Annotated in this window: 32 protein-coding genes, 1 tRNA gene and 1 pseudogene; 20 read left to right on the top strand and 14 right to left on the bottom strand. The window is 62.0% G+C overall.

The genetic code is table 11. The features are described from left to right. Positions 1-9: 9 nt before the first annotated feature. From H2510_RS05245 to H2510_RS05225, 5 genes are read right to left on the bottom strand one after another with little or no spacing between them, the layout of a single operon-like run. Positions 10-234: a hypothetical protein gene (locus tag H2510_RS05245; protein WP_186627302.1), complete on the bottom strand. Its 225-nt coding sequence runs from the start codon at positions 232-234 to the stop codon at positions 10-12. Between the two features lie 55 nt (positions 235-289). Continuing rightward, positions 290-952 carry a DUF998 domain-containing protein gene (locus H2510_RS05240; RefSeq protein ID WP_186627301.1) on the bottom strand — a complete coding sequence of 221 codons (663 nt, stop codon included), beginning with the start codon at positions 950-952 and terminating at the stop codon, positions 290-292. Positions 953-962: 10 nt separating this feature from the next. Beyond that, positions 963-1,397, bottom strand: a complete 435-nt coding sequence (locus tag H2510_RS05235) for a very short patch repair endonuclease (RefSeq protein ID WP_186627300.1) — start codon at positions 1,395-1,397, stop codon at positions 963-965. Positions 1,398-1,402: 5 nt separating this feature from the next. Continuing rightward, a complete protein-coding gene (locus H2510_RS05230; RefSeq protein ID WP_186627299.1) occupies positions 1,403-2,242 on the bottom strand; it encodes a hypothetical protein in 840 nt (279 codons plus the stop codon). Then, positions 2,239-3,387 (bottom strand): DNA cytosine methyltransferase, encoded by a 1,149-nt coding sequence (locus H2510_RS05225; RefSeq protein ID WP_186627630.1) that lies wholly within the window; start codon positions 3,385-3,387, stop codon positions 2,239-2,241. The genes H2510_RS05230 and H2510_RS05225 overlap by 4 nt, the downstream gene beginning before the upstream one ends. Before the next feature lie 478 nt (positions 3,388-3,865). Here H2510_RS05225 and H2510_RS05220 point away from each other — a divergent pair, with 478 nt between their 5' ends. From H2510_RS05220 to H2510_RS05210, 3 genes are read left to right on the top strand one after another with little or no spacing between them, the layout of a single operon-like run. Continuing rightward, the gene (locus H2510_RS05220; RefSeq protein WP_186627298.1) at positions 3,866-5,671 is read left to right on the top strand and encodes an ABC transporter ATP-binding protein; all 1,806 of its coding nucleotides are present in this window, start codon (positions 3,866-3,868) and stop codon (positions 5,669-5,671) included. Further along, positions 5,664-7,487 (top strand): ABC transporter ATP-binding protein, encoded by a 1,824-nt coding sequence (locus tag H2510_RS05215; protein WP_186627297.1) that lies wholly within the window; start codon positions 5,664-5,666, stop codon positions 7,485-7,487. The genes H2510_RS05220 and H2510_RS05215 overlap by 8 nt, the downstream gene beginning before the upstream one ends. 51 nt (positions 7,488-7,538) lie before the next feature. Next, positions 7,539-7,970 carry a MepB family protein gene (locus tag H2510_RS05210; RefSeq protein ID WP_186627296.1) on the top strand — a complete coding sequence of 144 codons (432 nt, stop codon included), beginning with the start codon at positions 7,539-7,541 and terminating at the stop codon, positions 7,968-7,970. A 13-nt stretch (positions 7,971-7,983) separates the two neighbouring features. Here H2510_RS05210 and H2510_RS05205 read toward each other — a convergent pair whose 3' ends face one another. After that, positions 7,984-8,310: a hypothetical protein gene (locus H2510_RS05205; protein ID WP_186627295.1), complete on the bottom strand. Its 327-nt coding sequence runs from the start codon at positions 8,308-8,310 to the stop codon at positions 7,984-7,986. Positions 8,311-8,657: 347 nt separating this feature from the next. Between H2510_RS05205 and H2510_RS05200 the strand changes: the two genes are divergently transcribed. After that, on the top strand, positions 8,658-9,173 hold the full coding sequence (locus tag H2510_RS05200) for a putative glycolipid-binding domain-containing protein (RefSeq protein WP_261392777.1): 516 nt from the start codon (positions 8,658-8,660) through the stop codon (positions 9,171-9,173). Here H2510_RS05200 and H2510_RS05195 read toward each other — a convergent pair. Then, a complete protein-coding gene (locus tag H2510_RS05195; protein ID WP_186627293.1) occupies positions 9,146-10,120 on the bottom strand; it encodes a prephenate dehydrogenase in 975 nt (324 codons plus the stop codon). The two genes, H2510_RS05200 and H2510_RS05195, sit on opposite strands and share 28 nt — an antisense overlap. 65 nt (positions 10,121-10,185) lie before the next feature. On the opposite strand from H2510_RS05195, the gene H2510_RS05190 reads away from it, so the two are divergent. The 4 genes from H2510_RS05190 (at position 10,186) to H2510_RS05175 (ending at position 11,650) form a co-directional block, all read left to right on the top strand. Continuing rightward, positions 10,186-10,749, top strand: coding sequence for a tRNA adenosine deaminase-associated protein (locus H2510_RS05190; protein WP_186627292.1), 564 nt, complete (start codon positions 10,186-10,188; stop codon positions 10,747-10,749). 5 nt (positions 10,750-10,754) lie between these two features. Further along, positions 10,755-11,207, top strand: coding sequence for a nucleoside deaminase (locus H2510_RS05185; RefSeq protein WP_186627291.1), 453 nt, complete (start codon positions 10,755-10,757; stop codon positions 11,205-11,207). Positions 11,208-11,302: 95 nt separating this feature from the next. Then, entirely contained in the window at positions 11,303-11,500 is a 198-nt protein-coding gene (locus H2510_RS05180; protein ID WP_088942613.1) for a CsbD family protein, read from the top strand. Between the two features lie 59 nt (positions 11,501-11,559). Next, positions 11,560-11,650, top strand: a tRNA-Ser gene (locus H2510_RS05175). A 111-nt stretch (positions 11,651-11,761) separates the two neighbouring features. On the opposite strand, the pseudogene H2510_RS05170 reads toward H2510_RS05175, so the two are convergent. Continuing rightward, positions 11,762-11,872 (bottom strand): annotated as a pseudogene (locus H2510_RS05170) (integrase); the annotation flags it as partial. A 605-nt stretch (positions 11,873-12,477) separates the two neighbouring features. Here H2510_RS05170 and H2510_RS05165 point away from each other — a divergent pair. The 7 genes from H2510_RS05165 (at position 12,478) to H2510_RS05140 (ending at position 16,529) form a co-directional block, all read left to right on the top strand. Next, the gene (locus H2510_RS05165; protein WP_186627290.1) at positions 12,478-13,182 is read left to right on the top strand and encodes a DUF4839 domain-containing protein; all 705 of its coding nucleotides are present in this window, start codon (positions 12,478-12,480) and stop codon (positions 13,180-13,182) included. A 540-nt stretch (positions 13,183-13,722) separates the two neighbouring features. Further along, entirely contained in the window at positions 13,723-14,391 is a 669-nt protein-coding gene (locus H2510_RS05160) for a DUF4229 domain-containing protein (protein WP_186627289.1), read from the top strand. A 604-nt stretch (positions 14,392-14,995) separates the two neighbouring features. Next, positions 14,996-15,232, top strand: coding sequence for a WXG100 family type VII secretion target (locus H2510_RS05155; RefSeq protein WP_186627288.1), 237 nt, complete (start codon positions 14,996-14,998; stop codon positions 15,230-15,232). Positions 15,233-15,354: 122 nt separating this feature from the next. Then, complete coding sequence (locus H2510_RS21185) at positions 15,355-15,648, top strand: transposase (RefSeq protein ID WP_186627287.1); 294 nt, start codon at positions 15,355-15,357, stop codon at positions 15,646-15,648. A 116-nt stretch (positions 15,649-15,764) separates the two neighbouring features. Next, the gene (locus H2510_RS20715; RefSeq protein ID WP_261392750.1) at positions 15,765-15,899 is read left to right on the top strand and encodes an IS3 family transposase; all 135 of its coding nucleotides are present in this window, start codon (positions 15,765-15,767) and stop codon (positions 15,897-15,899) included. Then, a complete protein-coding gene (locus H2510_RS05145; RefSeq protein ID WP_186627286.1) occupies positions 15,896-16,123 on the top strand; it encodes a hypothetical protein in 228 nt (75 codons plus the stop codon). Before H2510_RS20715 ends, H2510_RS05145 begins: the two co-directional genes overlap by 4 nt. A gap of 7 nt (positions 16,124-16,130) precedes the next feature. Beyond that, positions 16,131-16,529 carry a DDE-type integrase/transposase/recombinase gene (locus H2510_RS05140; protein ID WP_186627285.1) on the top strand — a complete coding sequence of 133 codons (399 nt, stop codon included), beginning with the start codon at positions 16,131-16,133 and terminating at the stop codon, positions 16,527-16,529. 516 nt (positions 16,530-17,045) lie between these two features. Here H2510_RS05140 and H2510_RS05135 read toward each other — a convergent pair. The 4 genes from H2510_RS05135 to H2510_RS05120 form a co-directional block, all read right to left on the bottom strand. Further along, the gene (locus tag H2510_RS05135; protein ID WP_261392749.1) at positions 17,046-17,840 is read right to left on the bottom strand and encodes a S9 family peptidase; all 795 of its coding nucleotides are present in this window, start codon (positions 17,838-17,840) and stop codon (positions 17,046-17,048) included. Positions 17,841-17,947: 107 nt separating this feature from the next. Beyond that, positions 17,948-18,958 carry a PHP domain-containing protein gene (locus tag H2510_RS05130; protein ID WP_186627283.1) on the bottom strand — a complete coding sequence of 337 codons (1,011 nt, stop codon included), beginning with the start codon at positions 18,956-18,958 and terminating at the stop codon, positions 17,948-17,950. A gap of 4 nt (positions 18,959-18,962) precedes the next feature. Then, the gene (locus H2510_RS05125; RefSeq protein ID WP_186627282.1) at positions 18,963-19,451 is read right to left on the bottom strand and encodes an RDD family protein; all 489 of its coding nucleotides are present in this window, start codon (positions 19,449-19,451) and stop codon (positions 18,963-18,965) included. Further along, complete coding sequence (locus tag H2510_RS05120; RefSeq protein ID WP_186627281.1) at positions 19,448-20,110, bottom strand: hypothetical protein; 663 nt, start codon at positions 20,108-20,110, stop codon at positions 19,448-19,450. Before H2510_RS05120 ends, H2510_RS05125 begins: the two co-directional genes overlap by 4 nt. A gap of 164 nt (positions 20,111-20,274) precedes the next feature. Between H2510_RS05120 and H2510_RS05115 the strand changes: the two genes are divergently transcribed. Both H2510_RS05115 and H2510_RS05110 read left to right on the top strand, forming a co-directional pair. Continuing rightward, positions 20,275-20,961, top strand: a complete 687-nt coding sequence (locus tag H2510_RS05115) for a YceI family protein (protein ID WP_186627280.1) — start codon at positions 20,275-20,277, stop codon at positions 20,959-20,961. An 85-nt stretch (positions 20,962-21,046) separates the two neighbouring features. After that, a complete protein-coding gene (locus H2510_RS05110; RefSeq protein WP_186627279.1) occupies positions 21,047-21,397 on the top strand; it encodes a VOC family protein in 351 nt (116 codons plus the stop codon). Between the two features lie 41 nt (positions 21,398-21,438). Here the strand turns inward: H2510_RS05110 and H2510_RS05105 are convergent, their stop codons facing one another. After that, positions 21,439-21,828, bottom strand: a complete 390-nt coding sequence (locus H2510_RS05105; RefSeq protein WP_222438342.1) for a hypothetical protein — start codon at positions 21,826-21,828, stop codon at positions 21,439-21,441. A 30-nt stretch (positions 21,829-21,858) separates the two neighbouring features. Further along, on the bottom strand, positions 21,859-22,395 hold the full coding sequence (locus H2510_RS05100; RefSeq protein WP_186627278.1) for a DUF3558 domain-containing protein: 537 nt from the start codon (positions 22,393-22,395) through the stop codon (positions 21,859-21,861). A 148-nt stretch (positions 22,396-22,543) separates the two neighbouring features. On the opposite strand from H2510_RS05100, the gene H2510_RS05095 reads away from it, so the two are divergent. The 3 genes from H2510_RS05095 to H2510_RS05085 all read left to right on the top strand — a co-directional run bounded on the left by H2510_RS05095 (position 22,544) and on the right by H2510_RS05085 (position 24,447). Beyond that, positions 22,544-23,050 carry an alpha/beta fold hydrolase gene (locus H2510_RS05095; RefSeq protein ID WP_186627277.1) on the top strand — a complete coding sequence of 169 codons (507 nt, stop codon included), beginning with the start codon at positions 22,544-22,546 and terminating at the stop codon, positions 23,048-23,050. A gap of 202 nt (positions 23,051-23,252) precedes the next feature. Further along, complete coding sequence (locus tag H2510_RS05090) at positions 23,253-23,708, top strand: Rrf2 family transcriptional regulator (RefSeq protein WP_186627276.1); 456 nt, start codon at positions 23,253-23,255, stop codon at positions 23,706-23,708. 106 nt (positions 23,709-23,814) lie between these two features. Beyond that, a complete protein-coding gene (locus H2510_RS05085) occupies positions 23,815-24,447 on the top strand; it encodes a TetR/AcrR family transcriptional regulator (RefSeq protein WP_186627275.1) in 633 nt (210 codons plus the stop codon). The last annotated feature ends 7 nt before the right edge of the window (positions 24,448-24,454 follow it).

The raw sequence follows: 24,454 nt of genomic DNA, 5'->3' as shown, positions 1-24,454 counted from the left end.
GGCCCGAGTCTATTTCTTCGGAACCTTGCGCCCGGCACTGAGGCGACCTGCCGCGAACCCGACAGCGAAGAGCACCAGCAGTATCAACCACAGTGGTGAGGTGACGTTCAGCCAGAACAGCTCGATGGTGGTGCTGTACCGGTTCTGGGCGATGAATACCGCCGCGAGGATCACCAGGATGACGGTGGCCCAATGAGTTCGGACGACGCCCAGTGCTCGATCTTTTCCCGACATACACCGGAAAGCTACCTTCTCAGAGCGACTCTCGGAGGCGAACCGCACACAACTCTCATGTCCACCGAACCCCGTCGCGGCCTACGCTCGCGCCGAGGACGACGAGGTACAGCGACATTCCCCCGACCTGAATTCGCTGCGCGATACCGAGTCCGTACTCACCGGGCAGGTTGTCGGCGATCATCAACCAGGCAGTCGCCACCGACGTGATGATCAGAACTGCGGTGCCGGCAGTGCGCAGAAGCGGCATCGACCGGTACCGAAACGACGCTATCGTGAACGCGAGCATGGCGGTGAACACGGCAAACACTGCGATCGTGCTGGTGAGCGCATGAATGTGGTGTAACTGCGGAAAGAGACCGCTCGGCTCGACAGGGCAGCTGGGGTCGTTCTCGGCCACACACTCGATCGGCAATTGGGAATCTGCGATCGTGGCAATCCCGAAAATGCCGAGGGCGATCCAGCCGAGTGTCGTGAGGCGATGTCGTCGAATCCACCACAGCCCCAGGACCGCGGCGAGAACAAGAAGCAGCCCGGTAATCAGATCGGCTGTGCCGAAGAACTCCTTGTAAGGCTGATCCGCAGCATCGAGCTCACTGAGAAACGAGTGCGCCGGATCCAATCCTGTATCGAGGAAGAACTCTGCCACCCATGCCGAGTACAACAGCCCGGCGACTATCGAAATCACCATCAGCGTGGTGGCTCTCCGTCGCGTCACTCCCGCCACTCTAGTTCTCCGGCGGCGCCGAGCCGTCTTCGTCGAGCACCCGAGCGACCTTGTCGGCTGCGTCTCGGGCCGCCTCGTGCTCCCATACTCGTACTACGGTCCACCCCGCAGCATCCAATCGGGCATCGGTATCACGGTCGCGGATCACGTTGGCGGCAAGTTTGTCGGTCCACCACTGCGCGTTGTTGCGCGGCGAGGTGGCGTGAACAGGGCAGCTGTGCCAGAAACAACCGTCGACGTACACGGCTACTTTGCGTCGCGGGAACACGACGTCGGCGCGCCGACGCAAACCTTTCAGTGGAGCTCGATCGACGAAGTACCGCAGGCCACGGCGATGAAGTTCACGACGCAGCGCCAGTTCGGGGCCTGTATCGCGCCGACGCTGCTTGCTCAGACGCGCGCTGGTTGCGGCATCGGTGCGCGGGCGATCGGCCACGAGTACTAGCTGTCTTCGCTGTCTTCGGGTTCGGACCAGTTGGGCGCAAATCGGTTTCTGCGCTCGACCTCACCGTGCACAAGAGCGACGAACTCCTCGAAAGACAATGTCTGGGCGTCGGAAGGACGTCCATTCCGCGGTGGCGACTCGTCGACGTCGAAGAACCGGACCTCACCGCGATCTGGGCCGTCCGGCTCGTAGAGGCCGATGAACACCTTCTCGAACAGGTCGTAACGAGTGTCCTCGGCGCCCAGATCGACCCACATTTTCCCGGTCCCGCCGACGACCGGACGCTTTCCGCGACCGGACCGCTTGGACAGCGTCGTCACATGATGCGCGAACGAGGACTTGCCGATGTCGCTCGCTTTCGCCGGATCTCCGTCATCACACGTCGACAGGGGCTCGAACATGACCGCGATCAGGACGCTGTAAGGCTGGCGCTGATGCAACACCATCGCCTCACCGCGCAGTTCGTGGTCGTTTCGGACAATGTTCTTGGTCCAACGCCCCAACTTGCCGGTCCTCGGGCTGTAGTCCTGGAAGCTGTACGTCTTGATCGACACACACAAAATCAGGCCCAGCGTCGGGTCGAGCGCCTTGACGTCGAGTCTTTTGCGGCCCTTCGCGACGTCGACCTGCGCTTCCTGGCCCATCCCCATCGCGTCGGGAGTGATTCCCGGATAGTGGGGCCGCAAAGCGTCGGCCACCGTCTGCGCGAGATGGTTCGACAAGCGTTGGGCGTAGTTCTTCTTGTCGCTGCGGTCTGCGCTCGGAGACGGCTTGTCTCCGGCCAACGTCAATGGCCGCGCCAGCGCAGGGGGGTCCGGAAACAAGTGATCGCTCATGCGGCGCGAGGTGTGGGGTGCCCGCCCATGCGGTCGAGGTGGCTCTCCACGTCGTCGAGGAAACCCGGAACGAATCGAAGGTTGCCCATCTTCGCGCGCTTGAGGAAGCCCGCGGTGGCCCGAGCGGACAACAGCCGGGAGTCGTCGAGGAAGTCGCTGAGGTCCTCGTACGGCTCGTGCACTGGCCAGGTGGACCGATGGACTCGGAACGAAGAGCCGTTGCGTCCCCATGCGGCCGTCGGCCAGGCCTGCCCAGGTAGAAGCGGGGTGTCCTCGGAGTCGTCGTGCGGCTGCGGCCGATCCAGCTGCGAGGCGACCCACGACGCCATCCGCACACTGACCGCATTGCCGACGAGCTTCCACCGATGGCCGGCCCGTACCCCGGGCAGCGACAGCGCGGGCGCCGTCCAATCGGGGTCGAAGCCCTGCAGGCGTTCTGCACCGATGATGCCCGGCGTCACGATCTCCCCGGACGGCAAACGGATGGCAGGTGGGCTGGCGATACCGATCGACGATCCGCCCTTGAGCGTCGGGACGGCATTGATCGCCCAACCGAGCCCACGGGTGCCCTCGGTCCAGTAGAAACCACACGGCTGCTCACTCGGGTCGCCCTCGGGCACGGGACCTGCGTCCTGCCCGAACAGAACCTCTCGCGGATCCTCGGTGCGCGAGGCCAGCATCAAAACCCGCTGGCGCCGCTGCGGAAGCCCGAACGATCTGGCGTCGACGACGCGGTAAGCCCACATGTAGCCGAGATCGGACAACGCGTCGGTGATGTGACGCATTGCCGCGCCCCGGCTCAGTTGCAGCATGAAGGGGACGTTCTCGATTAGGAGCCAGCGCGGCCCCTTACGTCGTTTGACGAGGCGAAATACTTCGTCGACGAGCCCGGAACGAGATCCGGTGATACCCGCAGTGAGGCCGGCCTGAGACAGATCCTGGCAAGGGAACCCCGCCGCGACCAACTCGGTGCTCGAAGGCAACGATCGCAACTTCGTCACGTCACCGTGCACGGGAGTATCGGGGAATCGAGCGCCGAGAACGGCCTGTGCTCCCGGGTCGATCTCGCACAGCAGTTCGGTGGACCAGCCTTGCTCCGAAAGCCCCAACTCGAGCCCGCCGATCCCGGCGAACAGCCCGACCATCGATCGTGAACTCACGGGCACCCTTCTGTAACGGATCGAGAACGAAATTCATACAGAAGGTTACTCGAGAACTACGACATGTTCGGCCACCACACCGCAGATGCCTGGTGAGGTCGGTCGGTACGGTCTCACTGGTCCAACCCAGTGACCTCGAACGTAGCGCTGCAACGAAACCTCGGGCAGCTGCGGGCCGGGCTCACCGGCGAGCGACGACGTCGAAGGCGATCATCGGCAGTCGGGTTCCATCCTCATGGATGCTCTTGCCCAGTGTCGTTTCCAGGACGGGTCTCAGATTCGCCCAGGCCCGAGGGAGACGCCCAACCCCCGCATGGGCTCCTCGATGCTGTCCAGCGACACCCTAGGGAGCCACTCGTGACTTCCCGTCTCCAATTTCGCAAAGGAATGCAACGGCAGGAAATTCGGTTGGCTCAGAAGCTGCCGGGTGACAGCATTTCCCACAGGCGAAGGGAAGAATCACGTGTCGACAAGTGTGCTGGAACCGCAGCAGACGGTCGAGGATTTCTCGTCCTCGAATCCTGAGGAACGCAGTTCGTTGGCCCGCTTTCTGCCGTTCATCGCACCGTATCGGTGGTATTTTTTCGTCTCGATCGCCGTGTCGTTGGTGGCGACTCTCACTGGGTTGGCGATTCCACTCGTGATCCAGGGCGTCATCGACGGCCCCATCACCGAGGGCAACGTCGCGGGCGTGTGGTGGCCAGCAGCACTGATCCTGCTGCTGGGCACCATCGATGCCGTGGGTATCTGGATTCGACGCTATCTGGTGTCGGGGCCGTCGAGTCAGTTCGAAATTTCGGCGCGGGCAACCGTCTTCGAGAAGTTGCAGCGGCTGTCGGTGTCCGCGCACGAAGGCTGGGAGTCCGGCCAGCTGCTCTCACGCGCGATAGCGGACCTGTCGGCGCTACGACGGTTCGTCGCTTTCATCGGACCCTTCCTGATCATCAACACGGTGACGCTGGTGGTCGGGCTGGGCGTTCTGTTCGTCCAGTCCTGGCAGCTCGGTCTCATCATGGCCGTGACATCGGTTCCGCTCGTGATCATCTGCGCTCGGTTCGAGTCGCTCTATCGCGTTCTCGCGCGGGATGCGCAGGATCAGGCAGGCGACGTCACGACGACCGTCGAGGAATCCATTCAGGGAATCCGGGTGCTCAAGGCCTTCGGCCGGAGCGCGCATCTTGGCCGTAGATTCCTTTCCGAAGCGTCGACGCTGCGTGGCACCGAACTGCGGAAGGTTCGATATCTCGCGATCCTGTGGTCGTTGATCGTCGGCATCCCGCCGGTCGGAATCGGGCTGATGCTCGCCTTCGGGACCTACTCGATCGTGTCGGGCACGATGACAGCAGGAATGTTGGTCGCGTCGATGGCCATCGTGTCTTTCCTGCTGTGGCCGATCGAATCGTTCGGATTTCTGCTCGCCGAGCTGAACAATGCACGCACGGCCGCAGATCGTTACTGGGAAATCATGGACACACCCGAGACGATCAGCGAACCTGTTGCGCCGGTGCCGCTTCCGAAGGACGTGCATGGGACGTTGGCATTCCATGGCGTCAGCTTCACGTTTCCCGACGCGTCGGCGCCGCTGCTGACCGATGTCGAATTCCGGATCGAACCGGGTGAGACGGTCGCGCTCGTCGGGGTGACGGGTAGTGGGAAGACCGCGCTGACCAATCTGGTGCCGCGACTGTACGACGTGACGGTAGGTGCGATCACGATCGACGGTATCGACATCAGGACATTGGCGCTCGAGGACCTGCGCTCCGTGGTGTCGGTGGCGTTCGAGGATCCGGTCCTGTTCTCGGCGAGCGTGCGCGAGAACATCGCGCTCGGCCGGCCGGGTGCATCGGATGCCGACGTCGAGGAAGCGTTGCAGGTCGCTCACGCCGTCGAGTTCGTGGATCAGCTGCCCTGGGGGCTGAACACCCGCATCGGGGAACAGGGAATGAGCCTGTCCGGTGGGCAGCGTCAGCGATTGGCACTGGCGCGGGCGGTGCTCGGCAAGCCGCGAATTCTGGTGCTCGACGACCCGCTTTCGGCCCTGGACGTCAACACCGAGGCTTTGGTTCAACACGATCTACGACGCGTCCTGACTCATTCGACGACGTTGCTGGTCGCGCACCGGCCGTCGACTGCTGCGCTCGCGGATCGAGTGCTGTATCTGGAGAACGGAAGAATTGTGGAACAGGGAACGCACGAGCGCCTTCTGGCGTCGTCGCCGAAGTACCGCCACGTCATGGGTTCGATCGAAGCAGGATCAGTCGATGGCTGAGCAGCAGCAAGTCGGTGACTGGCGCGGCGTCGGCAATGAGGATTCCGATGTCGATTCGACGGGAAACCTGGTTCTGGCGGCGAGGTCTCGTCGACTGCTGGCGTCGTTGGTTCGGCCGTACAAGAAGCAGGCATTGCTGGCGCTGGCGGTGATCATCGTGGACAACCTGGCGTTCGTCGCCGGTCCATTGTTCATCGCGTACGCGCTCGACAACGGGATCTCCGCTGCACAGGACGGCCGCTGGATGCCGCTGTTGTGGACGGTGCTGGGCTACATCGGATTCGGTGTTCTCGGTGCGATCACCACGTACACGTTTCTGATCGTGTCCGGGCGGCTCAGTCAATCGATCCTGTTCGATCTGCGTAAACGTGTATTCGTGCACGCGCAACAGTTGAGCTTGTCGTTCCACGAGAAGTACACCTCGGGCCGGCTCATATCGCGATTGACCAGCGATGTGGAATCGCTACAGACGTTGCTCGAAAGTGCCTTGAACGACGCCTTGTCCGCGGTTCTGTCGATCGTCACCATCGCGGTCATTCTGGTGTATCTCGATGTGCCGCTTGCGCTTGTGGTGCTGGCAGGCTTCGTTCCGCTGGTTCTGGTGACGCGGTGGTCGCAGCGCAGGCAGCGCACCGGATATCGACGCACACGGGTGGCCATTGCAAAGGTCGTCGTTCATTTCGTCGAGTCGATGGGTGGCATTCGCGCGGTGCAGGTCTTCCGCCGGGAGCAGCGCAACGACGCGATCCTCGAGGTCGAGGACAGTGAATACCGAGACGCGACGACGTCTGCGTTGCGCGGAATGGCGAGCTACACCGGCATTGTTCGGTGGATCGGCAATCTCACGCTCGTGATTATCGTGGTGTTCGGCAGCTATCGAGTGATCAACGGACACATGGAGATCGGCGTGCTCGCAGCATACGTGCTGTATCTGCGCCGCTTCTACGGACCGTTGGACGAATTGGCGCAGGTGTTCAACTCGTATCAGTCCGCAGCGGCCGCACTCGAGAAGATCTCCGGGGTGCTCGAGGAGGAGCCGTCGGTGCCGACGCCGGAAGATCCGGTGTTGCTCCGCTCTGCCCAGGGAGACATCGACTTCGACCATGTTCGGTTCGCGTACAACACGGACCGCATGGTGCTGCCGGAATTCTCGTTGCACGTACCGGCCGGTCAGGTCGTGGCGATGGTCGGCGCAACCGGTGCAGGAAAGTCTACTCTCGCAAAGCTTCTCGCACGGTTCTACGATCCGACAGAGGGCACGGTCAGTCTCGACGGAGTGGACCTACGCAGACTCGACGACGAGAACATGCGTCAGCACATCGTCATGGTGACCCAGGAGTCGTTCCTGTTCTCCGGCTCGGTCGCCGACAACATCAGACTCGGCAGGCCCACCGCCACCGACGAGGACGTGCGGGCAGCAGCAGATGCCGTCGGGCTCACCGAGTTCATCGCCACACTTCCCGACGGAATCGACACCGACGTCCGTAAACGAGGGGGCAGGCTCAGTTCGGGGCAGCGGCAACTGGTCGCGTTCGCCCGTGTGTTCCTGGCCGCGCCAGCGGTGATCGTCCTCGACGAGGCGACCTCGAGCCTCGACATACCGAGCGAGCGATTGGTGCAGCGCGCCCTCGAAACAATTCTGCGGGGGCGGACCGCGTTGATCATCGCGCATCGCTTGTCGACAGTCGCGATCGCCGATCGTGTCCTGGTGATGGAGAACGGCGAAATCGTCGAGGATGGGGCTCCGAATCAACTCATCGCCCAACACGGCAGGTTCGCCGAACTACACGAAGCGTGGGAAACCAGCCTCGTCTAGTCCGCGAAGCGCCCCAGGTCCATGGAGTGATGGGTGAGATAGCTTGGCTGCGTGCAATTCAGTGCGTTCGAGGCCTATGCAGCCGAGGTGGGGTTGACCGCCGCGGTGACTCCGGGGATGCACAACAGTGACTACGAATCGGGCATTGCCCGGATATGCGACGAGGCGTGGCATATCCGGACTGCACGAAACACTCCGACCAAGCCGGGGGCTTTCGTAGCCTTCTGGCAGCGAGACACGGACGGAACGACGATGCCGTTCGGTGATGACGATCTCGCCGCGGGCCTGTTTGTCTTCGTGGAACAACGGGGCCGACGCGGCGTGTTTCGGTTCACCCGCGCGCATCTTGCCGAACTCGTCATCACTTCAGGGAAGCAGCCGGGCAAGCGGGGGTTCCGGGTGTATCCGAGTTGGTGCACAGGGCTGAATACTCAGGCCACGGCTACGCAACGTGCTCAGGTGTCCGCGTTCGAGGAGTATTGAGCTCCGGCCCGACCTAGGACCACGGGGTGATCGGCGGTTTCACCCACATGATCTTCTCGTCGGCATGCTTCGGCTCGGCCGCGGGATGGTTCGGGTTCGCGAGCGCCCACGCGCACTTGCTGTCCACCAACTCGGCCGCGATGGTCCACGTCTCCATCGTGCTCGGCGGAGAAATGTCGGCTGCTCGGGCGAGCTTGCGTCGAGCGGCGTCGGTCAGCCCGAGAAGCTCCCCGGCATCGATGCCGCGTTCCCAGACGAAACGTGCGAGAGCCGTCGCCTTGTCCCGTCTACTTTTCGCGGCCTGCTCGGAGTGCGCGAAATCGAAGTCACCTGCAGTCACGACGACAACCCTAGTGAAGGTGAGCAGTTTCGAACATCCGGTTCGATGTAATCGACACCACCACGAATATGCCCGAAATGTAGGATTACGACGCCTGAAACCGGGTGAAGTGGGAGTCCATCAGGCGGACTCGGAGGAGAAAAATCGCCACCGCTTGTTCTACAGGAGTCCCTGTCGCTTACCGTAGTCGGGTGAGCACTCCAGCCCCGGGTGAACAACGCGTTTCCCCCCAAGCAAACACAGGTCCCTCCGCGGGCTCCACTCCCGAACACACTGCTGTCCCGAGGGGCTCTTCGGCGCAGGCATTCCCTGCCATCCTGACGTGGCGTGCACACGATGCCCCCCGCATGGAGTCGGTACGCGTCCAACTGAACGGCAATCGCATCAAGGCAGCCGGCCGGATCATCGGCGGCGCCTGCGCGGAGCATCCCGCATTCAGCGCGTCGTACGACCTGGTGACCGACGAAAACGGCATCACTCGCAGGCTCTCGTTGCGAACATTCGTTGCGGGCGGCGAGAAGCAGGCTTCGGTGAGTCGCGACGACGAGGGCTACTGGATGATCGAGAACTCGTCCAACCATCAGCGGTCCACCTACAACGGTGCGCTCGATGTCGACGTCGTGTTCAGCCCGTTCTTCAATACGCTGCCGATCCGTCGGCTCGAGTTGCATACCGATGCCTCCGACGTGCAGGTTCCCGTGATCTACGTCAACTTGCTCGACTTGTCCATCCAGCAAGCCGAACTCACCTACAGCAGTGGCGCCGACGGCATCCACGTTCTTTCACCGGTCTCGACATCCACACTGAAGGTCGATTCCGACGGGTTCGTACTCGACTACCCGGGGCTTGCCGAGCGGATCTGACGGATCACGCCGCCTTTTCTTCCCGCGGAGCCGAATTTTTCGCGCCACAGATCATCACCCGGTTCGATGCCGGTGATGTCGAATCGCTCGTGCTCTTCGTAGAGGGTGCGCGCGCGATGCCCGGCTGTCACGAGCGTGCGCGTCGACCCGTCCGTCGCCAGTTCCGCGCGGGCCCGGGTCAGCACGGCGAGCGCTTCGTCGAGTGCGTCGGTGAGGGCGGCGGAGTTCGCCTCGCACATCGCACTGACCAGAGCCGGTGCCGTCGATGCGACGCGCGTCCCGTCACGAAACGAACCTGCTGCCAGACCCAACGCCAGCGGGCTGCCGGAGGCCCCGACGAGAGCGAGAGTCTCGGCCAGGAGATGCGGAAGGTGTGAGATCCGGGCGACAGCGCGGTCGTGCTCGCCGCTTTCGACGGGTACGACGACCGAACCGCAGTCGAGTGCCAGCGATGCCACCTCACGCCACACCTGCGGATCGACGCCGTCGTCGACGCCGACAGCCCAGACCGCGTCGCGAAACAGTTCCGGATCGGCAGCGGACCAACCCGACTGGTCGGTGCCGGCCATCGGATGCCCGCCTACGTACCGATCCGACAAACCCCGTCGTGACACCGCCGCTGCTACCTCGGCTTTGACGCTGACGACGTCGGTGAGCGGATTGTTCGGCGCATGCTCTGCAATGGCAGCGAGGATTGCATCGACGGCGGGCATCGGGACCGCGATGACGATCAATGCACCTGCCTCGGCGGCGCGGGTGAGCACCGCCGTCAGATCGGTATCGGTGTCGTAGCCTGCCTCGACAGAGCCGGCGATTGCGTCAGCGGACCGGTTGTATCCCCATGCGATCCGACCACCTCGAACGGCAGCTTGCAGAACCGATCCACCGATCAGGCCGAGCCCGAGAACGCACACAGGAGCAGTAGTCACCCGAACAGATTGACACATGTCTCGAAACGGCGTCTTGACGGCGGACTTCAGTTTCGGTGGTCCTCACGACTACCGTTGCGCGCATGGCTGAACAGCGCGGGAGCAACAACTCCGCCAAGGCGAAGAACGACGACGGTCCGGATAGCAACAGTTACGACGACCTGGACGGCTTTGGCGTTGCCGTCGTCCGGGAAGACGGCAAGTGGAGAGTGACGCCGCTACCGATGTCGGCACTGACGTCCTTGTCGGCGGCGGAGACCGAACTACGGGAGATGCGCAGCTCGGGCGCCGTATTTGGGTTACTCGACATCGACGACGAGTTCTTCGTCATTCTCCGGCCCGCGCCGTCGGGCACGCATCTGCTGATCTCCGATGCCACCGCCGCGATCGACTACGACATCGCCGCCGAGGTACTCGACGCACTCAACGTCGACATCCCAGATATCGACCCGGACGACCTCGATGACGTCGAGCCCTGGGAAGAGGGCAATCTTGCGTTGCTGGCCGATCTAGGCCTGCCTGAGGCGGTCCTGGGCGTCATCGTGGCAGAAACCGATCTCTATCCGGACGAGCAGCTCGGTTCGATCGCAGAGCGACTCGGCTTCCCCGACGAACTCGCAGCCGTTCTGGACAAGTTTCACCGGTAGTCGGCGTGATCGACGAAGATCTGATCCGGGCGGCACTGGCCGCTGCGGGTGATGCGTCCGACCGTGACGTTCCGGTCGGCGCAGTGATCTTCGACGCCGATGGACGCGAACTTGCACGTGCCGCGAATGCGCGCGAGTCCACCGGCGACCCGACGGCTCATGCCGAGATTCTGGCGTTGCGGGCGGCCGCTGCTGTGCACGGCGACGGGTGGCGGCTCGAAGGGTGCACGCTGGCCGTGACCCTGGAACCCTGCACGATGTGCGCCGGCGCGCTGGTCCTGGCTCGTGTCGAAAGGGTTGTCTTCGGGGCGTGGGAACCGAAGACGGGCGCCGTCGGATCGCTGTGGGATGTCGTTCGAGACCGGCGGCTCACACACCGACCGAAAGTCCGTGGTGGGATTCTCGAGGAGGAGTGCGCTCTCACGCTGCGTAGTTTCTTCGCCCACGAACGCTTATGAAATTCCTATGTTTGACGTCCGCACCCAAGGGATAATCCCTTCATGCAAGGGGCGCGGTACCCGCGCTCAGTAACTCCATTGCCTAGGAGGCACTAATGGGACTCGACGACAAGATCTCGAACAAGACCGAGGATCTGGGCGGCAAGGCAAAGGAAGCTGCCGGTTCGGCCACCGGAAACAAGGACCTCGAGAACGAGGGCAAGGGCGACCAGGTCTCTTCCGCAGTCAAGGACGGCGCGGAAAAGGTCAAGGACGCAGCCTCCAACATCAAGGACAAGCTCACCGGACACTGATCCACCAACGCTGAGCTGGCGATTTAGTGTCGCGCCGTCACTGCGGTACAGTTTTCCGCGGTGGCGTGTCCGAGCGGCCTAAGGAGCGCGCCTCGAAAGCGCGTGACGGGTAACCCCCGTCCGAGGGTTCAAATCCCTCCGCCACCGCCAAAACTCCCCACCTGCTTCATGCAGGTGGGGAGTTTTTTGTGTGTGTAACGCGGCCTTCGAGTCCCTGTCTGACCAATTTTGGCTTGCTGATCCGTAAGCGTCGTTCATGCCTACCGCAACAGCATCAAGGTCGGTATCGAACAGCTCAGCGTATGTATTTAGGGTGACCTTCGCGGACGTGTGCCCGAGCATCCTGGCGAGCGCAAGAACGTTGACTCCCAGTAGTCACCGTGCCAGCTCAGGCCGCAGACTTAGTCGACGGAGTTGAGTCTGAACAGCACGGTGCCACAGCAGTATCGAGTCTTCCCGGATGGACGAAAACCTCGACAACGGCCTACTCGCCGAGCCAGCCGTGTGGACCAGTATCGATCTCTACCTCGCGGACTCCGAGTGGCCACTGAGCGACGTCGCACGCCACCTTGAGTTCCACACCTCGGCGGTGTCGCGGCACATCAAGACCTGGACTCAGATAGAGCAGAACATCGCCAGCGAACGCAGCACCGCCGCCCCCGCTAGTCGACCAGCTGACCGCGACCGACCCCGCAGTCGTCCAAAACACCGACGACGCGGAGACCGACGGAGACTTTCGCGTCCAGTGTCGCCACGCCCCGATGGGCGCCGATCGTGACTTCGTGGGTTCCAGACGGCGACCTAGCAGCGATGGCACGGTTACACCGCGTCCTCAGTACCCAGGCTCACACCGGCGTTATCAGTCGGTAAGCTCTTCGCGAGTCCGGTCACGTTCCGGCATAAATCTGGGAGCTGCGGGCATGACAACGGACACCGAAATCACCTACGAGACTAAGACAGTCCGCGCGGTTCGAGGCATGGAGTCGCGGACGATAGAGAAGCAGGAAGGCGAAGGCTGGGAGGTTGTTTCTCAAGCACCCGGGAAGATCCGGACGGAAATCACGTTCCGACGCCCAGCGCCCAGGTCTCGCCGACTTCTTTGGATCGTTGGTGGCGGCGTGTTGACGCTTGCGCTCGCGACCATCATCACCATCGGTGTGATCGGCGAAAAAAACACAGCTCCAGCAGAATCCGCGAGCCCTGTGACCACCGATGCAGCTGAACCGAGCGAGCAACCGTCCTCTAAAGCGACAGGAACTGCGCAGGCCCCAGCACCGGCGCCTAATGATGACTTTGTTCTCACGCCGGAGAACAACCCGGAGTTCGCGGCCTTGCTCGCATTGACTGACACCTGTTCCCCTGACATCGCAGCGTTCGCTGCGGCTCACCGCGGTCAGACAATCTCGTTCCCTGGCAGCATCGTCGCGATGGGACCCCACGAGGGCGCGAGAACCAGATACGACATCCTCATCAACGCGGGCGACTTCAGTGAAACATTCTCGCAGCCCGGGCCAAGTTTCCAGTTCCGTGATGAGAACACCGTTTCCGATCTGCACTTTGTCGGCTCGGTACCGGACACGATCGGCGTCGGGACGAACCTGGGCGTTACGGCGGAGGTCGATCGCTACGTGGATAAGCAGTGCCTGTTCCTCCTTAACCCGGTTAGCACTGCCGTCCGTTAGCTCCATTCAAACCAACATCAGAGAGTCTTGCGCGCGCAGAACAGGACCCGAGCGCCGCGGCGGAGAAGTGTCAATGCGGGCAACATTTGCACTCGTGCAGCCGTCTTCTGAGAGAAGAGAGAGGCTCACCGACCAGTATGTTTCTGCGGGCAGAGCATTGCTGTGCATGCCTGCGTGCGAGGTATGGGGAGCTCCGCTCGTCGAAGGCCTAGGCGAAACCGAAGGTGGATCCTACGCTCCGACCGACTGTGCCACTGAAGTAATCGTCGGTAGGTGTGTCGTTCAAAAACCTCCGGCGGACACCTCACGGGTCCGTCTGCGCACCGGTTCATTCGGCTTTTGAGGGTCGGCCGTAACCACGATTGTGCGAGGCAACGGTGGGGTGCGCGCCATTTGCGCGAGTGTCGAGGTGTTTGAGGGAGTCGGCGGGATGACGCCGGCCGCACACGCGCTAACACCTCTGGGCCTGGGCTCGATAAAAGTGACAGCACAACCGAAAATCGGCTGGAGCGCCGCTGGAACTGAAGAATCGAGGCATCGATGCCTACCAGGGTGTACACCGCATGCAGGGACTGCAAGAACTGCACCAGTTCAGATCTCGCGCACTTCGGCCGACAGACGGGCCGCAAGACCGCTGCGATTGTGACGATCGGTGTTTCCGAAGCCGCGATGGCGACCAAGAAAAAGTGCCGTCAATGCGGGCATCAGATGAGTCTGCACGGCAGTCTCGACTCTCTTCCCCCGACTTCGGCGACTCCGGTCTATCCGATGGGTCAGTGGCCCCCGCAACCCCAGTACGGCACACCTTCGCCCGGTTGGCAGCAACCCCCACCCTCGACCGTCAACCCGACTGCAGGTGCTTCAGGGCACGTGCCGGCTGGTGGCGGTCAAAAAAAGGAAGGGGTGTTCAAACGCATTCACGCGTTCTACACACACTCTGATCCGGTCACCCGCGGCAAACGTCGGTATGTCACGGCCCTGGTCCTTGTCGTATTCGGTGCTATCGGCGGTGTTGCGAACCTGTTCGATGGCGAGATTGGAGCGGGCTTGTTCGGACTCGCGATCATGGTGGCAGCGGGTATGTGGGTGTTCCGCGAGCGATCGTCTGCAATGCTTCGCGCCGAAAGTAATTCGGACTCAGGGCCCGGACACAATGGACCTCCGGAACCGGAGGCACCAGGCAGTGGAGACCACCCTTTCGAGCAGTGACAGACTCCTCGCTGTCGGCGACGGCAGAGACGAGCGCACGGTCCCCGCAGAGTGCACCGCTTCAGAATCTGGAACGAGATCGACTGCTCGCGGTGCACATGGTGTTGCGTTCGGGTATGAAAGATCCTGATGATCAAAAATCCAGATGCCGAGGTGTGGTTCTGCGTCTCGTGCGGCAGACGGACACGTGTGAATCTGCGAACAGGGCTCGCCTACTCCCACTCCGCGTCTGGGCAGACTCGGACGTGCCCGATGTCCGGCAAACCGGTTGCTCGTTCGGTGTCGGACGAAGCAGCTCCGTACATCGTCGCCGTCGAAGAGCCTGAATCGCAGAGGGCTCGCATCTCGTCCGTCCCGCGGGAGACTCAATCGACGAGCGTTCGAACTGTTTCCGGAGGTGCTCCCGGAACCGGCCGGCGCCGGTAGCTTCCGAGATAGCCGGACAAGCCGTGGCTCGCCGCGACAGCACCAGCGCACCCTGCATCGACCGCGCAATCGAGTTCTCTCGCCCGCCACAATCAGTCGAAAGTATCGGGGAACCGAAGTCGATGCTCAGCGTCTAAGCCGGTATGGAGCACTTCAGAGGGCGCCCTGCGGGTGAGCGATGAGCGAAGCGCAGGCAACACCGGACGATGTGCGCGCAACTGCGTCGAACATCGAGGTCAAGGCAGACGACCTCGGTGAGCGTCTTCGTAGGCTTGACAACACAGTGGGCCGCGAACTTCTCGTCGGATGGCGGGGATCGACAGCATCGGCCTACGACGAAAGCTGGGTTGAATGGCGGCATGGCGCCGAAGTCGTCATCTCGCGCGGCGGGACAAGGCGGGGCTTCTTCGCCTGACCGCAGATGACTACGACAAAACCGACGACGACACTGCACACAGTCTAAACGCTGCTTGAGGTTCACCCCGAAAAGTGGACACCGATAGCGGGATCGAGGGTTCCGCTGGAAAGGATGCCCTCATGTCTCGCAAACGCAGGTCGTTCACGACCGAATACAAGGTCGAGGCCGCCCGCCGGGTGATCGATTTCGGTCGCACCATCGCCGAAGTCGCCCGCGAACTGGGCACCAACGAAGCCCTGCTCGGACGCTGGGTCGCCGCTGAGCGCCCGCATGGACGCCGCCGCCACGTCCGGGGACCGGACTCTCACCGCAGCAGAACGCACCGAACTCGCCAGGCTGCGCAAACAAGTCTCCGAACAAGAGAAGGCATCGCGTTTGGCGAAAAAGCGTCCGCGTACTTCGCTGCAGATTAACAAAAGTAGAGCCCGACGCGTTGATGGCCGCAGAGTACGCGAACTCCGCCGTTGTACGGATCGCACGACTGCTTGAGGTGTCGACCTCCGGATTCTACAAACACCAGGGACGTAGTGTGACAACCCGATTGGGCGAACGACAGCAACGACGTGCAGACTTGGAGGTGAAAATCCTCGATATTCACGGGGAATCGAAAGGCGTCTACGGTTCTCCCCGGATCATTGCAGAACTGCACGACAAGGCGAGGTGATCACCGAGAAAACAGTCGCGAAGATCATGCGGGCGATCGGTGTCGTCGGAATCAGCCCGCGCACGTTCAAGGTCCGCACCACCGTCATCGATCCCTTCGCCACCTTCCCCGGCGATCTGGTGCAACGGCAATCGATCAAGGACGCCTCGACGCGGTGTGGACCTCCGACATTCCCCCAAGCACTTTGTGTAAAAAGGTACCCCCACCCACCTGACCTGCGGTGACGGTGACATGTACCTGTGTGCGATCAAGGACGAGCACTCCAAGAAGGTCCTCGATTGGTCGGTGGCCGATCACATGCGCACCGAACTCGTCCTCGACGCCCTGGACATGGCGGTCACCGAACGCGGCGGCGATGTTGCGGGCACAATTCTGCACTCGGACAGGGGAATTCGATACACCGCGGAGGTCATGAGGCAGGCGTGCGAGCGGTACGGGTTGCGGCGTTCGATGGAAGAAACCGGCATATGCTGGGACAATGCCGACGCGGACTCTGTGGTCGACGTTCAAGCACGAGTACTACTACCGGCACGCCTTCGCCTATGCCACGGAACCGGTTGCTGCAGAGTTTTGTGCGTTCAGCAACTTCCGTTTCCAGCGGCGCTGAGTCCGCGCTCAATTTCCCGCTGATCCTCTACCGACACGGTCGACCAGCTCGGATTCGATTCCATTTTTCCTCTCATCCCCACGACGGACTGTTCCCGGCTAGCTGCGCCTGTCGACTCCAACGCATCGATCGCGGGAAGAAAGCGCTGGCAGATGTCGAGGTACAACGCTTCGCCATGCGGCATATCAGTTCCTTCCGGCGGTAGAGCCACATTCGGCTCCGGTGCCGGAATCGACTCGGGGGATTTGGGCGGCGTCGCGAGCTGAGGTGAATTTGCTCCCTCGGGCACCGGCTTTGGGGACTGCTTCGGCGTCGCCACCGGTGGGCTATCCGCTGCATTCGAGGGGCGGGCGGGAACCGAGGATGCAGTCGTAGTTGCCCCTGCTGTTACCGAAGACATCGCCGAGGTGGCCGAAGCCGATGCCTCACTCGACGAGTTCGATGCCTCCGAACTGCAACCGGTAAGCGCAAGAACCGCGAACACGCCGACCCACATCATCCGCATCATGGGGAAAGTATGTACCAGGGGAGCGGCTCGATCAGTTCAGCGATGCAGCGTGTTCGGCGATGGTGTCGATCGACGTCGACCACGCCAGGGACGTGGGATCGACGAAGTCACTATGCCCCAGGCCAGGCAGGATCTCGAGCTCGGCAGAATCTCCTGCCGACCGAGCGGCCTCGACGTACACCTTGCTTTGATTCACCGACACGGTAACGTCGCTGTCCCCATGAATTGCGGTGACCGCGACATCGGTCGGAAGATGCTCGATCGGCGACGCGATGCGATACCGGTCGGGAACCTGGTCGGGCATGCCACCGAGGAATGCAGGGACGAACCTGTCGTTGCCGATGGTCGCTGCCCGCGCCATGTCGAAGACCCCGGCCATGATCGTCGCGCTGGCTGGACGGATGCTTGGCTGCGCCCCCGGCGCGGACGCGTCGAGTGTGTGCCGGCCGGCGATCCATGCCGCGAGTTGACCGCCCGCGGAGTGCCCTGCAACCTGTACGCGGTCCAGATCCAATCGACCACCGGCGGCTTTCTGAACGGTGTTCGCCAGTGCTTCGGTTGCGTTGTCGACGTCGGCGAGGGTGTCCCGCCAGTCGACGCCGCGGCGATACTCGATGTTCCACACCGCGATTCCGCGATCGGCAATGGCCTGTGAGATGGGAGCGAAGTACGTCATGTCGTACTTCGCCTGCCAACCGCCGCCATGGACCATGACTACAACGGGGAGCCCGTCGACGCCGTTGTCGGGGAGATAGAGGTCGCCGATGTTGTCTTTGTCCGAACCGTACGCAAGTCTGATCGGTGGATCGGACAGCGCGGGAACCAACGCGGGCGATGGTGTTGGAAGTGTCTGCGGCGCTGGGGGCTGCTGGGTGGAGGCGCATCCGGATAGAAGAGCGAGTGTCGTTATGCAAGTGAGGGTTCGGCCGAATCTCACCGAGAACCACCGGCCCAAGCGAGGAGCTCATCGAGTGCCCAAGTGTTGATGATGCGTTCGGCAGGAACTCCCTGGTTCTCGGCTCGGATGCATCCGTAACCCTGCCAATCCAATTGGCCCGGCGCATGGGCGTCGGTGTCGATGGAGAACAGGCAGTCGCGTTCGAGAGCGATGTCGATGAGCCGCTCGGGCGGGTCCTGGCGTTCTGGCCGAGCGTTGATTTCGACCGCAGTGCCGAACTGTTTACAGCCTTCGAACACCACCTCGGCGTCGAACTTCGATTCCGGCCGAGTGCCGCGGCCGCCCTCGACGAGCCTGCCGGTGCAGTGACCGAGCACATCGACGTGGGGGTTGGCGATTGCGTTGACCATCCGGCGCGTCATGGTGTCCGAGTCGGCACGAAGGTTCGAATGCACGCTTGCAACAACGATATCCAGCTCGGCGAGCAGCCCTTCGTCTTGGTCGAGGCTACCGTCGTCGAGGATGTCGACCTCGATCCCGGTAAGGATACGGAACGGCGCCAGCTGCTCGTTGAGTTCGGCGACGACGTCGAGTTGGCGGCGCAAGCGCTCGGCTGTCAGTCCGTGCGCGACAGTGAGTCTCGGCGAATGGTCGGTCAGCGCGCAGTACTCGTGGCCGAGACTGCGCGCCGTTCGCATCATCTCCTCGATCGGGCTTCCGCCGTCGGACCAGTTCGAATGGGTGTGCAGATCACCACGCAGCGCGGCACGTAGATCGTTCTCACCGATCGGTTGGGCCTCGGCGCGCTTCTCCTCGAGATATTCCGGGACCTCTCCTGCGGCGGCCTGCCGGATGATGAGGGAAGTCTTTGCACCGATCCCCGGCAGGGCGGACCACGAGTCGGTTCTGTTGCGCTCCGAACGCGCAGCTTCGTCCAGCGACTCCACGACGTCGGCTGCCCGTCGATATGCCTTGACGCGGTGCGTGTCTGCGCGTGAGCGTTCGAGCCAGTAGGCGATCTCGCGCAGTGCTTCGATCGGGTCCATGTCCCTATTGTCCAGTAGTCGCGTGCGGGTCGACCAACGCGGCGTTCGGCTGCCAGTCGTACACCACCGAGGTGCGCAGCACGATGTCCTGCAGCGAGCGCCTGCGCCCGTCGACAGCCGCCCACAACAGGCCGAAGGCGAATACGACACAGAGCACGGCTCGTAACGCCGCCAACGGCCACTGCAGCACTCTGTGACGAGGAGAGACCAGTCGGACACCCATCAGAAGTGCGCCGACCGTACGACCGGTCGTCGCCCAGCACAGTGTCAGATAGCCGATCGACAACGCAAGAAAGACCGAAATCGACAGGAATACCGCAGGAGACCGGAAGCTGAAGGACTGCGGACTGAACAACAGCTGTATGAAGAGGGAACCGACGTACACCGATCCCATCAGCACCCCGACCACGGCTAGATCTATCAACGCTGCAACTCCGCGCGTGACGATCCCGGCCGCCCGCATGTCCTCGAGCGAAGGTTGCGGATGGCTCATGGGGTCGCCGGACCTTGATCGCGTCCGAACAGCCGTCCGACGAAATGTGTCACTGCATCATCGGCTTGCATTCCCTGACTGCGGACTCCTCGCACGGCCTCGGCCGACAGTGACCCCGTGGACTCGCGAATGATGTCCGGCAGATCGACACCCTCGATCACGAAGTTCGCCAGAGCGATCAGGTCCACCTTGGCGATCGCGGAATCGAGGTTTACTCGCGCGACGGCGCGATCGAGGTCGACGGTGTCGATGATGGCATCGAGATCGACTCGACCGATGACGGCGGCAATGTCGACCCGCGCCACGGCCTTGTCGAGGTCCACTCGTGCGACCACGCTGTCGAGATCTACCCTCGCAACAGCTCGGTCGAGGTCGACGCACTCGACGATGGCATCGATATCGACGTTCTCTCGGATGAGCCGCGTCAGATCGATCTCGTCCAGGGCAGCAGCGACCACCTTGGTGATCGTGACACGAATCAGCGCGTCCACGACTACAGCGGCGGCGGCCACTGCTCGCTCGCCGCGTACGGACAGTGCCTCGGCAGGTCCAGACAGGCCGGGGAGCCGGGTCAGCATGCGCAAGGATCCGCGTACGGCACCTGCTGCCGTCACCGCCATGCCGGCAGCGAGGTTGATCAGTCGTACTTCGTCCGGCATACGCGCCACCACCTTGATCGTCGAACACCAGCATTCCAGTTCGGGAGGAGTTTTGGGACGGCTATCCAGTCCGAGCCCTGCAGGCCGAGACGGACAAATCTCTCAGTAACTTGCCAGGCGCTAGGTCACCCATCGGGTTGAAGGTGCAACTAGCATCGGGCTACATGACCAAGAAACGGTGGAGTGCGCTCGGGATAGTGGTCGTAGTGGCCCTCGTAATTCTCGTCGGGCCCTGGATCTACGGCAAAATTTTCGCCGAGGACGACGCTCCTGCAGCTACCGTGTCCACATCCGGAGCGCAGGCCGCATCGACCGACGACATCGACGGACGGTGGACGGTGGTCGCAGGAGACGCGGCCAACACGACGGCTGCGGGATACACCGTCAAGGAGGTCCTCAACGGGGCCGACGTCACCGTTGTAGGTTCGACCACCGAAGTGAGCGGCAGCGTCACCATCACCGATAATTTTCTCACCGCGGGTGAGGTTGTGGTGCAGACGAATTCGATCAGCACCGACAGTGGGCGACGCGACAGTCAATTCCGCGGGAACATCTTCGACACGGCCACCTACCCGACGGCAACCTTCACCATCGATTCACCCATCGACCTCTCGGCACTCCCGAAGGACGGAACAACCGAAACTGTCACAGCAGAAGGCACTCTGACACTCAAAGACCAGTCGCGGAAAGTCTCGGTTCAGATGGAAGTACTGCAATCCGGTGATGCGCTGATCGCGTCAGGAAGTATCCCGACGACGTGGAGCGACTACGGAATCGAACCGCCTTCACTAGGATTCGTGACAGTCGAAGCAACCGGATCCGTGGACTTTCTGATCAACTCCAGCACTTAGAACACCGATTCGAGGAACGTCGATCATGTAAGTCAACCTCGTGGCAGGATTTGGGGAAGGAAGTTCACCTCGCGGAGGAATTTACATGAAAGTCACCGACATCATCGCCGATATTGCGGTACCAGACATGGGCGAGGCTCGAAGCTTCTACACCGACTACCTCGGCCTGAGCGTCGAAGAGTTCAACTTGGGATGGGTCGCCAGGTACACCTCACCGAACACCGGCGCCCACATCCAAATTCTTACTCACGACGCGTCTGCCTCCGTCAACCCCGTCGTCTCGATCATGGTCGACGACATCGATGCGGCCCTCACCGAGGCGCAGGAGAATGGGTACGACATCGTGCATCCACTGACCACCGAACCCTGGGGTGTTACTCGGTTCTTCGTCCAGGCTCCAGATGGGAACGTCTTCAATATCGTCCAACAGCACTGAGAGAACACTGTTTCGCCCGCGTTATCCGGGTGCGTCGACTCTTACCTCGGTCCGTCGATGTTGATACTCGACGCGTTCTCCCCGTCGGTTGCGGCGGTGCGGACGATGAACTTGCGGAAGACATTTTGCATGGATTCGACCACAAGGATGTGACTGTCCAAGACGTCCACCAGGTTGTTGTCACCGCCCACTGCCTTCAGCGAAAACTTTCGCGCCAGCGCTATGCCGGATTCGAAGTCACCCATGCCTTTGACGTGCGCGAGTTCGTAGGCGCGACTCTTGCAGGTTTTCAGCAAATCCAGATATTGATCGCACGCCACATCGCACGCTCTTGCGGCACCTCCGGTCAAGTAGAGGTGGCCATCGTCTGCTGCGACAGCGAGGTCTTGCCAATGCGTAAGGAGATTCGGTTCGATTGATTTCGGGGGCACGTGTGCTCCTCTTGACGGAAGCTCGATTGTTCACGATGGTGGCAGATACGATTCGACATCTTCCGTATGTCGCCGGACGATCTCGCAAAGGTCCTGTTCAGCAGTGTCACTGGGTCTTTGGCTGTTGGCAAAAATGATGACGACACCCTCCTCGGTGTCGAATGCGAGGTCACAAATTCCCTTGCTGTCGGAAACCCTCAATCGGTAGAGCAGCGCTGCACGAGTACCGACCATGACGTCGGAGAATCCGACGTTGTCTGGATTCTTTCGTACGTCGGCAAGGGTGAATTTTTGCGAAAATAGGATGTGATAGGAGTATCGCGGAACTGTTGACGCGTCCTGCCAGTGGCATCTCTTCCATTCTTTTGTCGAAATCCCGATATCAGCCTCGGCGAGCCGGGAGTCGGGGTCGAGTCCGGTTCGTGCGATGGCGTCGTCGGGGATGGTGCAGGGGTCGAATTGGTTTGCCAGTGAGGGTTCGCCGGCGACCGGGGTTCCTTCGACGGGTTGGCCGCAGCCGGTGAGGAGGGTCAGGGCAGCGGCTGTCGCCAGCATTCCGCGTCGCATCGATCCCCCTTGATTGTTCCGTCGACAGATTAGACGCAGCCGAGGCAGAATCGGTTCCCTTCCGGCGGTGCCTGAGACAGACCGATGATTCCATTCGACCGTCCTGGTCTGCCCACTGGAACAACCAGATTCGAGGAGGGCGCATTACATGCGGCGACTGTTCTATTTCCACGGTGCCGGCGGCTACGTCGACGATCGCCCGATAGCGGAAGGACTTGCGCAGAGACTCGGGTGCGCCGTGGTGATGCCGCACATCTCGGACGAAGATATGTCGTTCGAGGCGTGGGCCACGATTGTTCGCAGGTGTACGGACGCGATGAAGTCCGGGGATAGCGTCGTCGCGCATTCTTTCGGCGCATCGATTCTGCTACGTGTGCTGGCGGAGAAGCGTCGGGCGATACCGTCGAATGCTGTGCTGCTGGCAATGCCGGACTGGACGTCGAAAGGCTGGGACGTCGAGGACTATGCGTTCACCGGACCGCAGCCCGAGATGGCGCTGGCCTTGCATCATTGCCGCGACGACGACGTCGTCCCGTTTACCCACCTGAAGTTGCACGCGGCCCGCCTGCCCTCGGCGTCGGTGCACGAGCACAGATCGGGTGGGCACCAGTTCGTTGGCGTTCTCGACACGATCGCAGCCTGCTGGACGGTATAAGCGCGCACCGTTTTTACCAAGCAAGCCCCCGTATTCGCGTGTGAGAAGAGGTGCGGGCTTACCAAAAAGGGTGTCCGCTCCAAAAGGGTGTCCGCTCCAAAAGGGCGTCCGTACCAAAAGGGTGTCCGCTCAACCAACGAGGAACTGGCTCATTTCCTATTCCAATGATAGGAATTGGGGACATCCTACGAAGGGACCGACGGTGCACATTACCGCCAAGGCGGATTATGCCGTGCGGACGCTACTCGAGCTCGCGGCGGCCGGCGGAGCTCCGGGGAAGGCGGAGGCGCTGGCGACGGCGCAGAACATCCCGCACAAGTTCTTGGAGTCCGTTCTCGCCGATCTCCGGCGAGCCGATTTGGTGCGCAGTAGGCGTGGTCCGGATGGCGGTTACTGGTTGGCCCGTCCGCCCGCGGAAATTTCCGTCGCCGATGTCATTCGAGCGGTCGAGGGTCCGTTGGCGTCGGTGCGGGGTCAGCGCCCGGAGGATGTCGACTATCCCGGTCCTGCTGAACCCCTTCGGTTGGTGTGGCTTGCTGTGCGATCGAATATGCGCGCTGTTCTGGAGGCTGTCTCGTTGGCGGAGATCGCCGACGACGACCTGCCGTCGCTCATCTTCGACTTGACCAGCGATCCGGCGGCGTGGGCACGACGCTGAAGTAGCCCTTAGTGATGTGTCCTAGTTCATAAGCAATAAGCGTTGTGACGCATTCGACATATTTGCAGTCGAGTGCAACATTGCAGAACTCTGCAAAGTCCGTAGTTTGGATGAAGTGACAGCTCCCAGCACCGGCCTTCGTGATCTGAAGAAGGCAGCAACCCGCGATGCTCTCGGTCTCGCGGCCGTCCGTCTCGGCACGGCTCGGGGACTGGACGCGGTCACCGCCGACGCCATTGCTGCCGAGGCCGGCGTCTCCACACGGACATTTCACAACTACTTCGCCAACAAAGAAGAAGCTGTCCTCCATCACATCGAGACATCTGCGCTCGAGTGGTTCGGGATGCTCCGCGCGCGGCCGGTGGAGGAACCGATCTGGGAATCGCTGCGCTACATCGCGGTATCGATCGTGACCGATCCCGAGCGTGATCTCGGCGAGACGTTCGCGGCGGCACAGCTCATCGAGTCCAATCCTGCAGTGATGGCCCGCAAGCTCGAAGTTCACCAGTCGCTCACCCGCGTGCTGGGCGAAGCGATCGCGCAGCGAACCGGCACCGACATCGAGACCGATCTCTATCCGAACCTGCTGCAGATGGCCGTCGGTGCCGCTGTCGTTGCAGCGCTGACCCTCTGGACCAACGACCCCTCGGGGCTGCTCTCGCCCAAAGAGCTCGTCGAGGATGCATTCGATCAACTGCAAGCAGGCCTTCCGGCCCCGAATACAACGAACACGAACTGAGGAACCA

The sequence above is a fragment of the Rhodococcus sp. BP22 genome (genome assembly GCF_014281965.1).
Lineage (GTDB): Bacteria > Actinomycetota > Actinomycetes > Mycobacteriales > Mycobacteriaceae > Rhodococcoides.
This window is presented reverse-complemented; position numbering and strand designations above follow the sequence as displayed.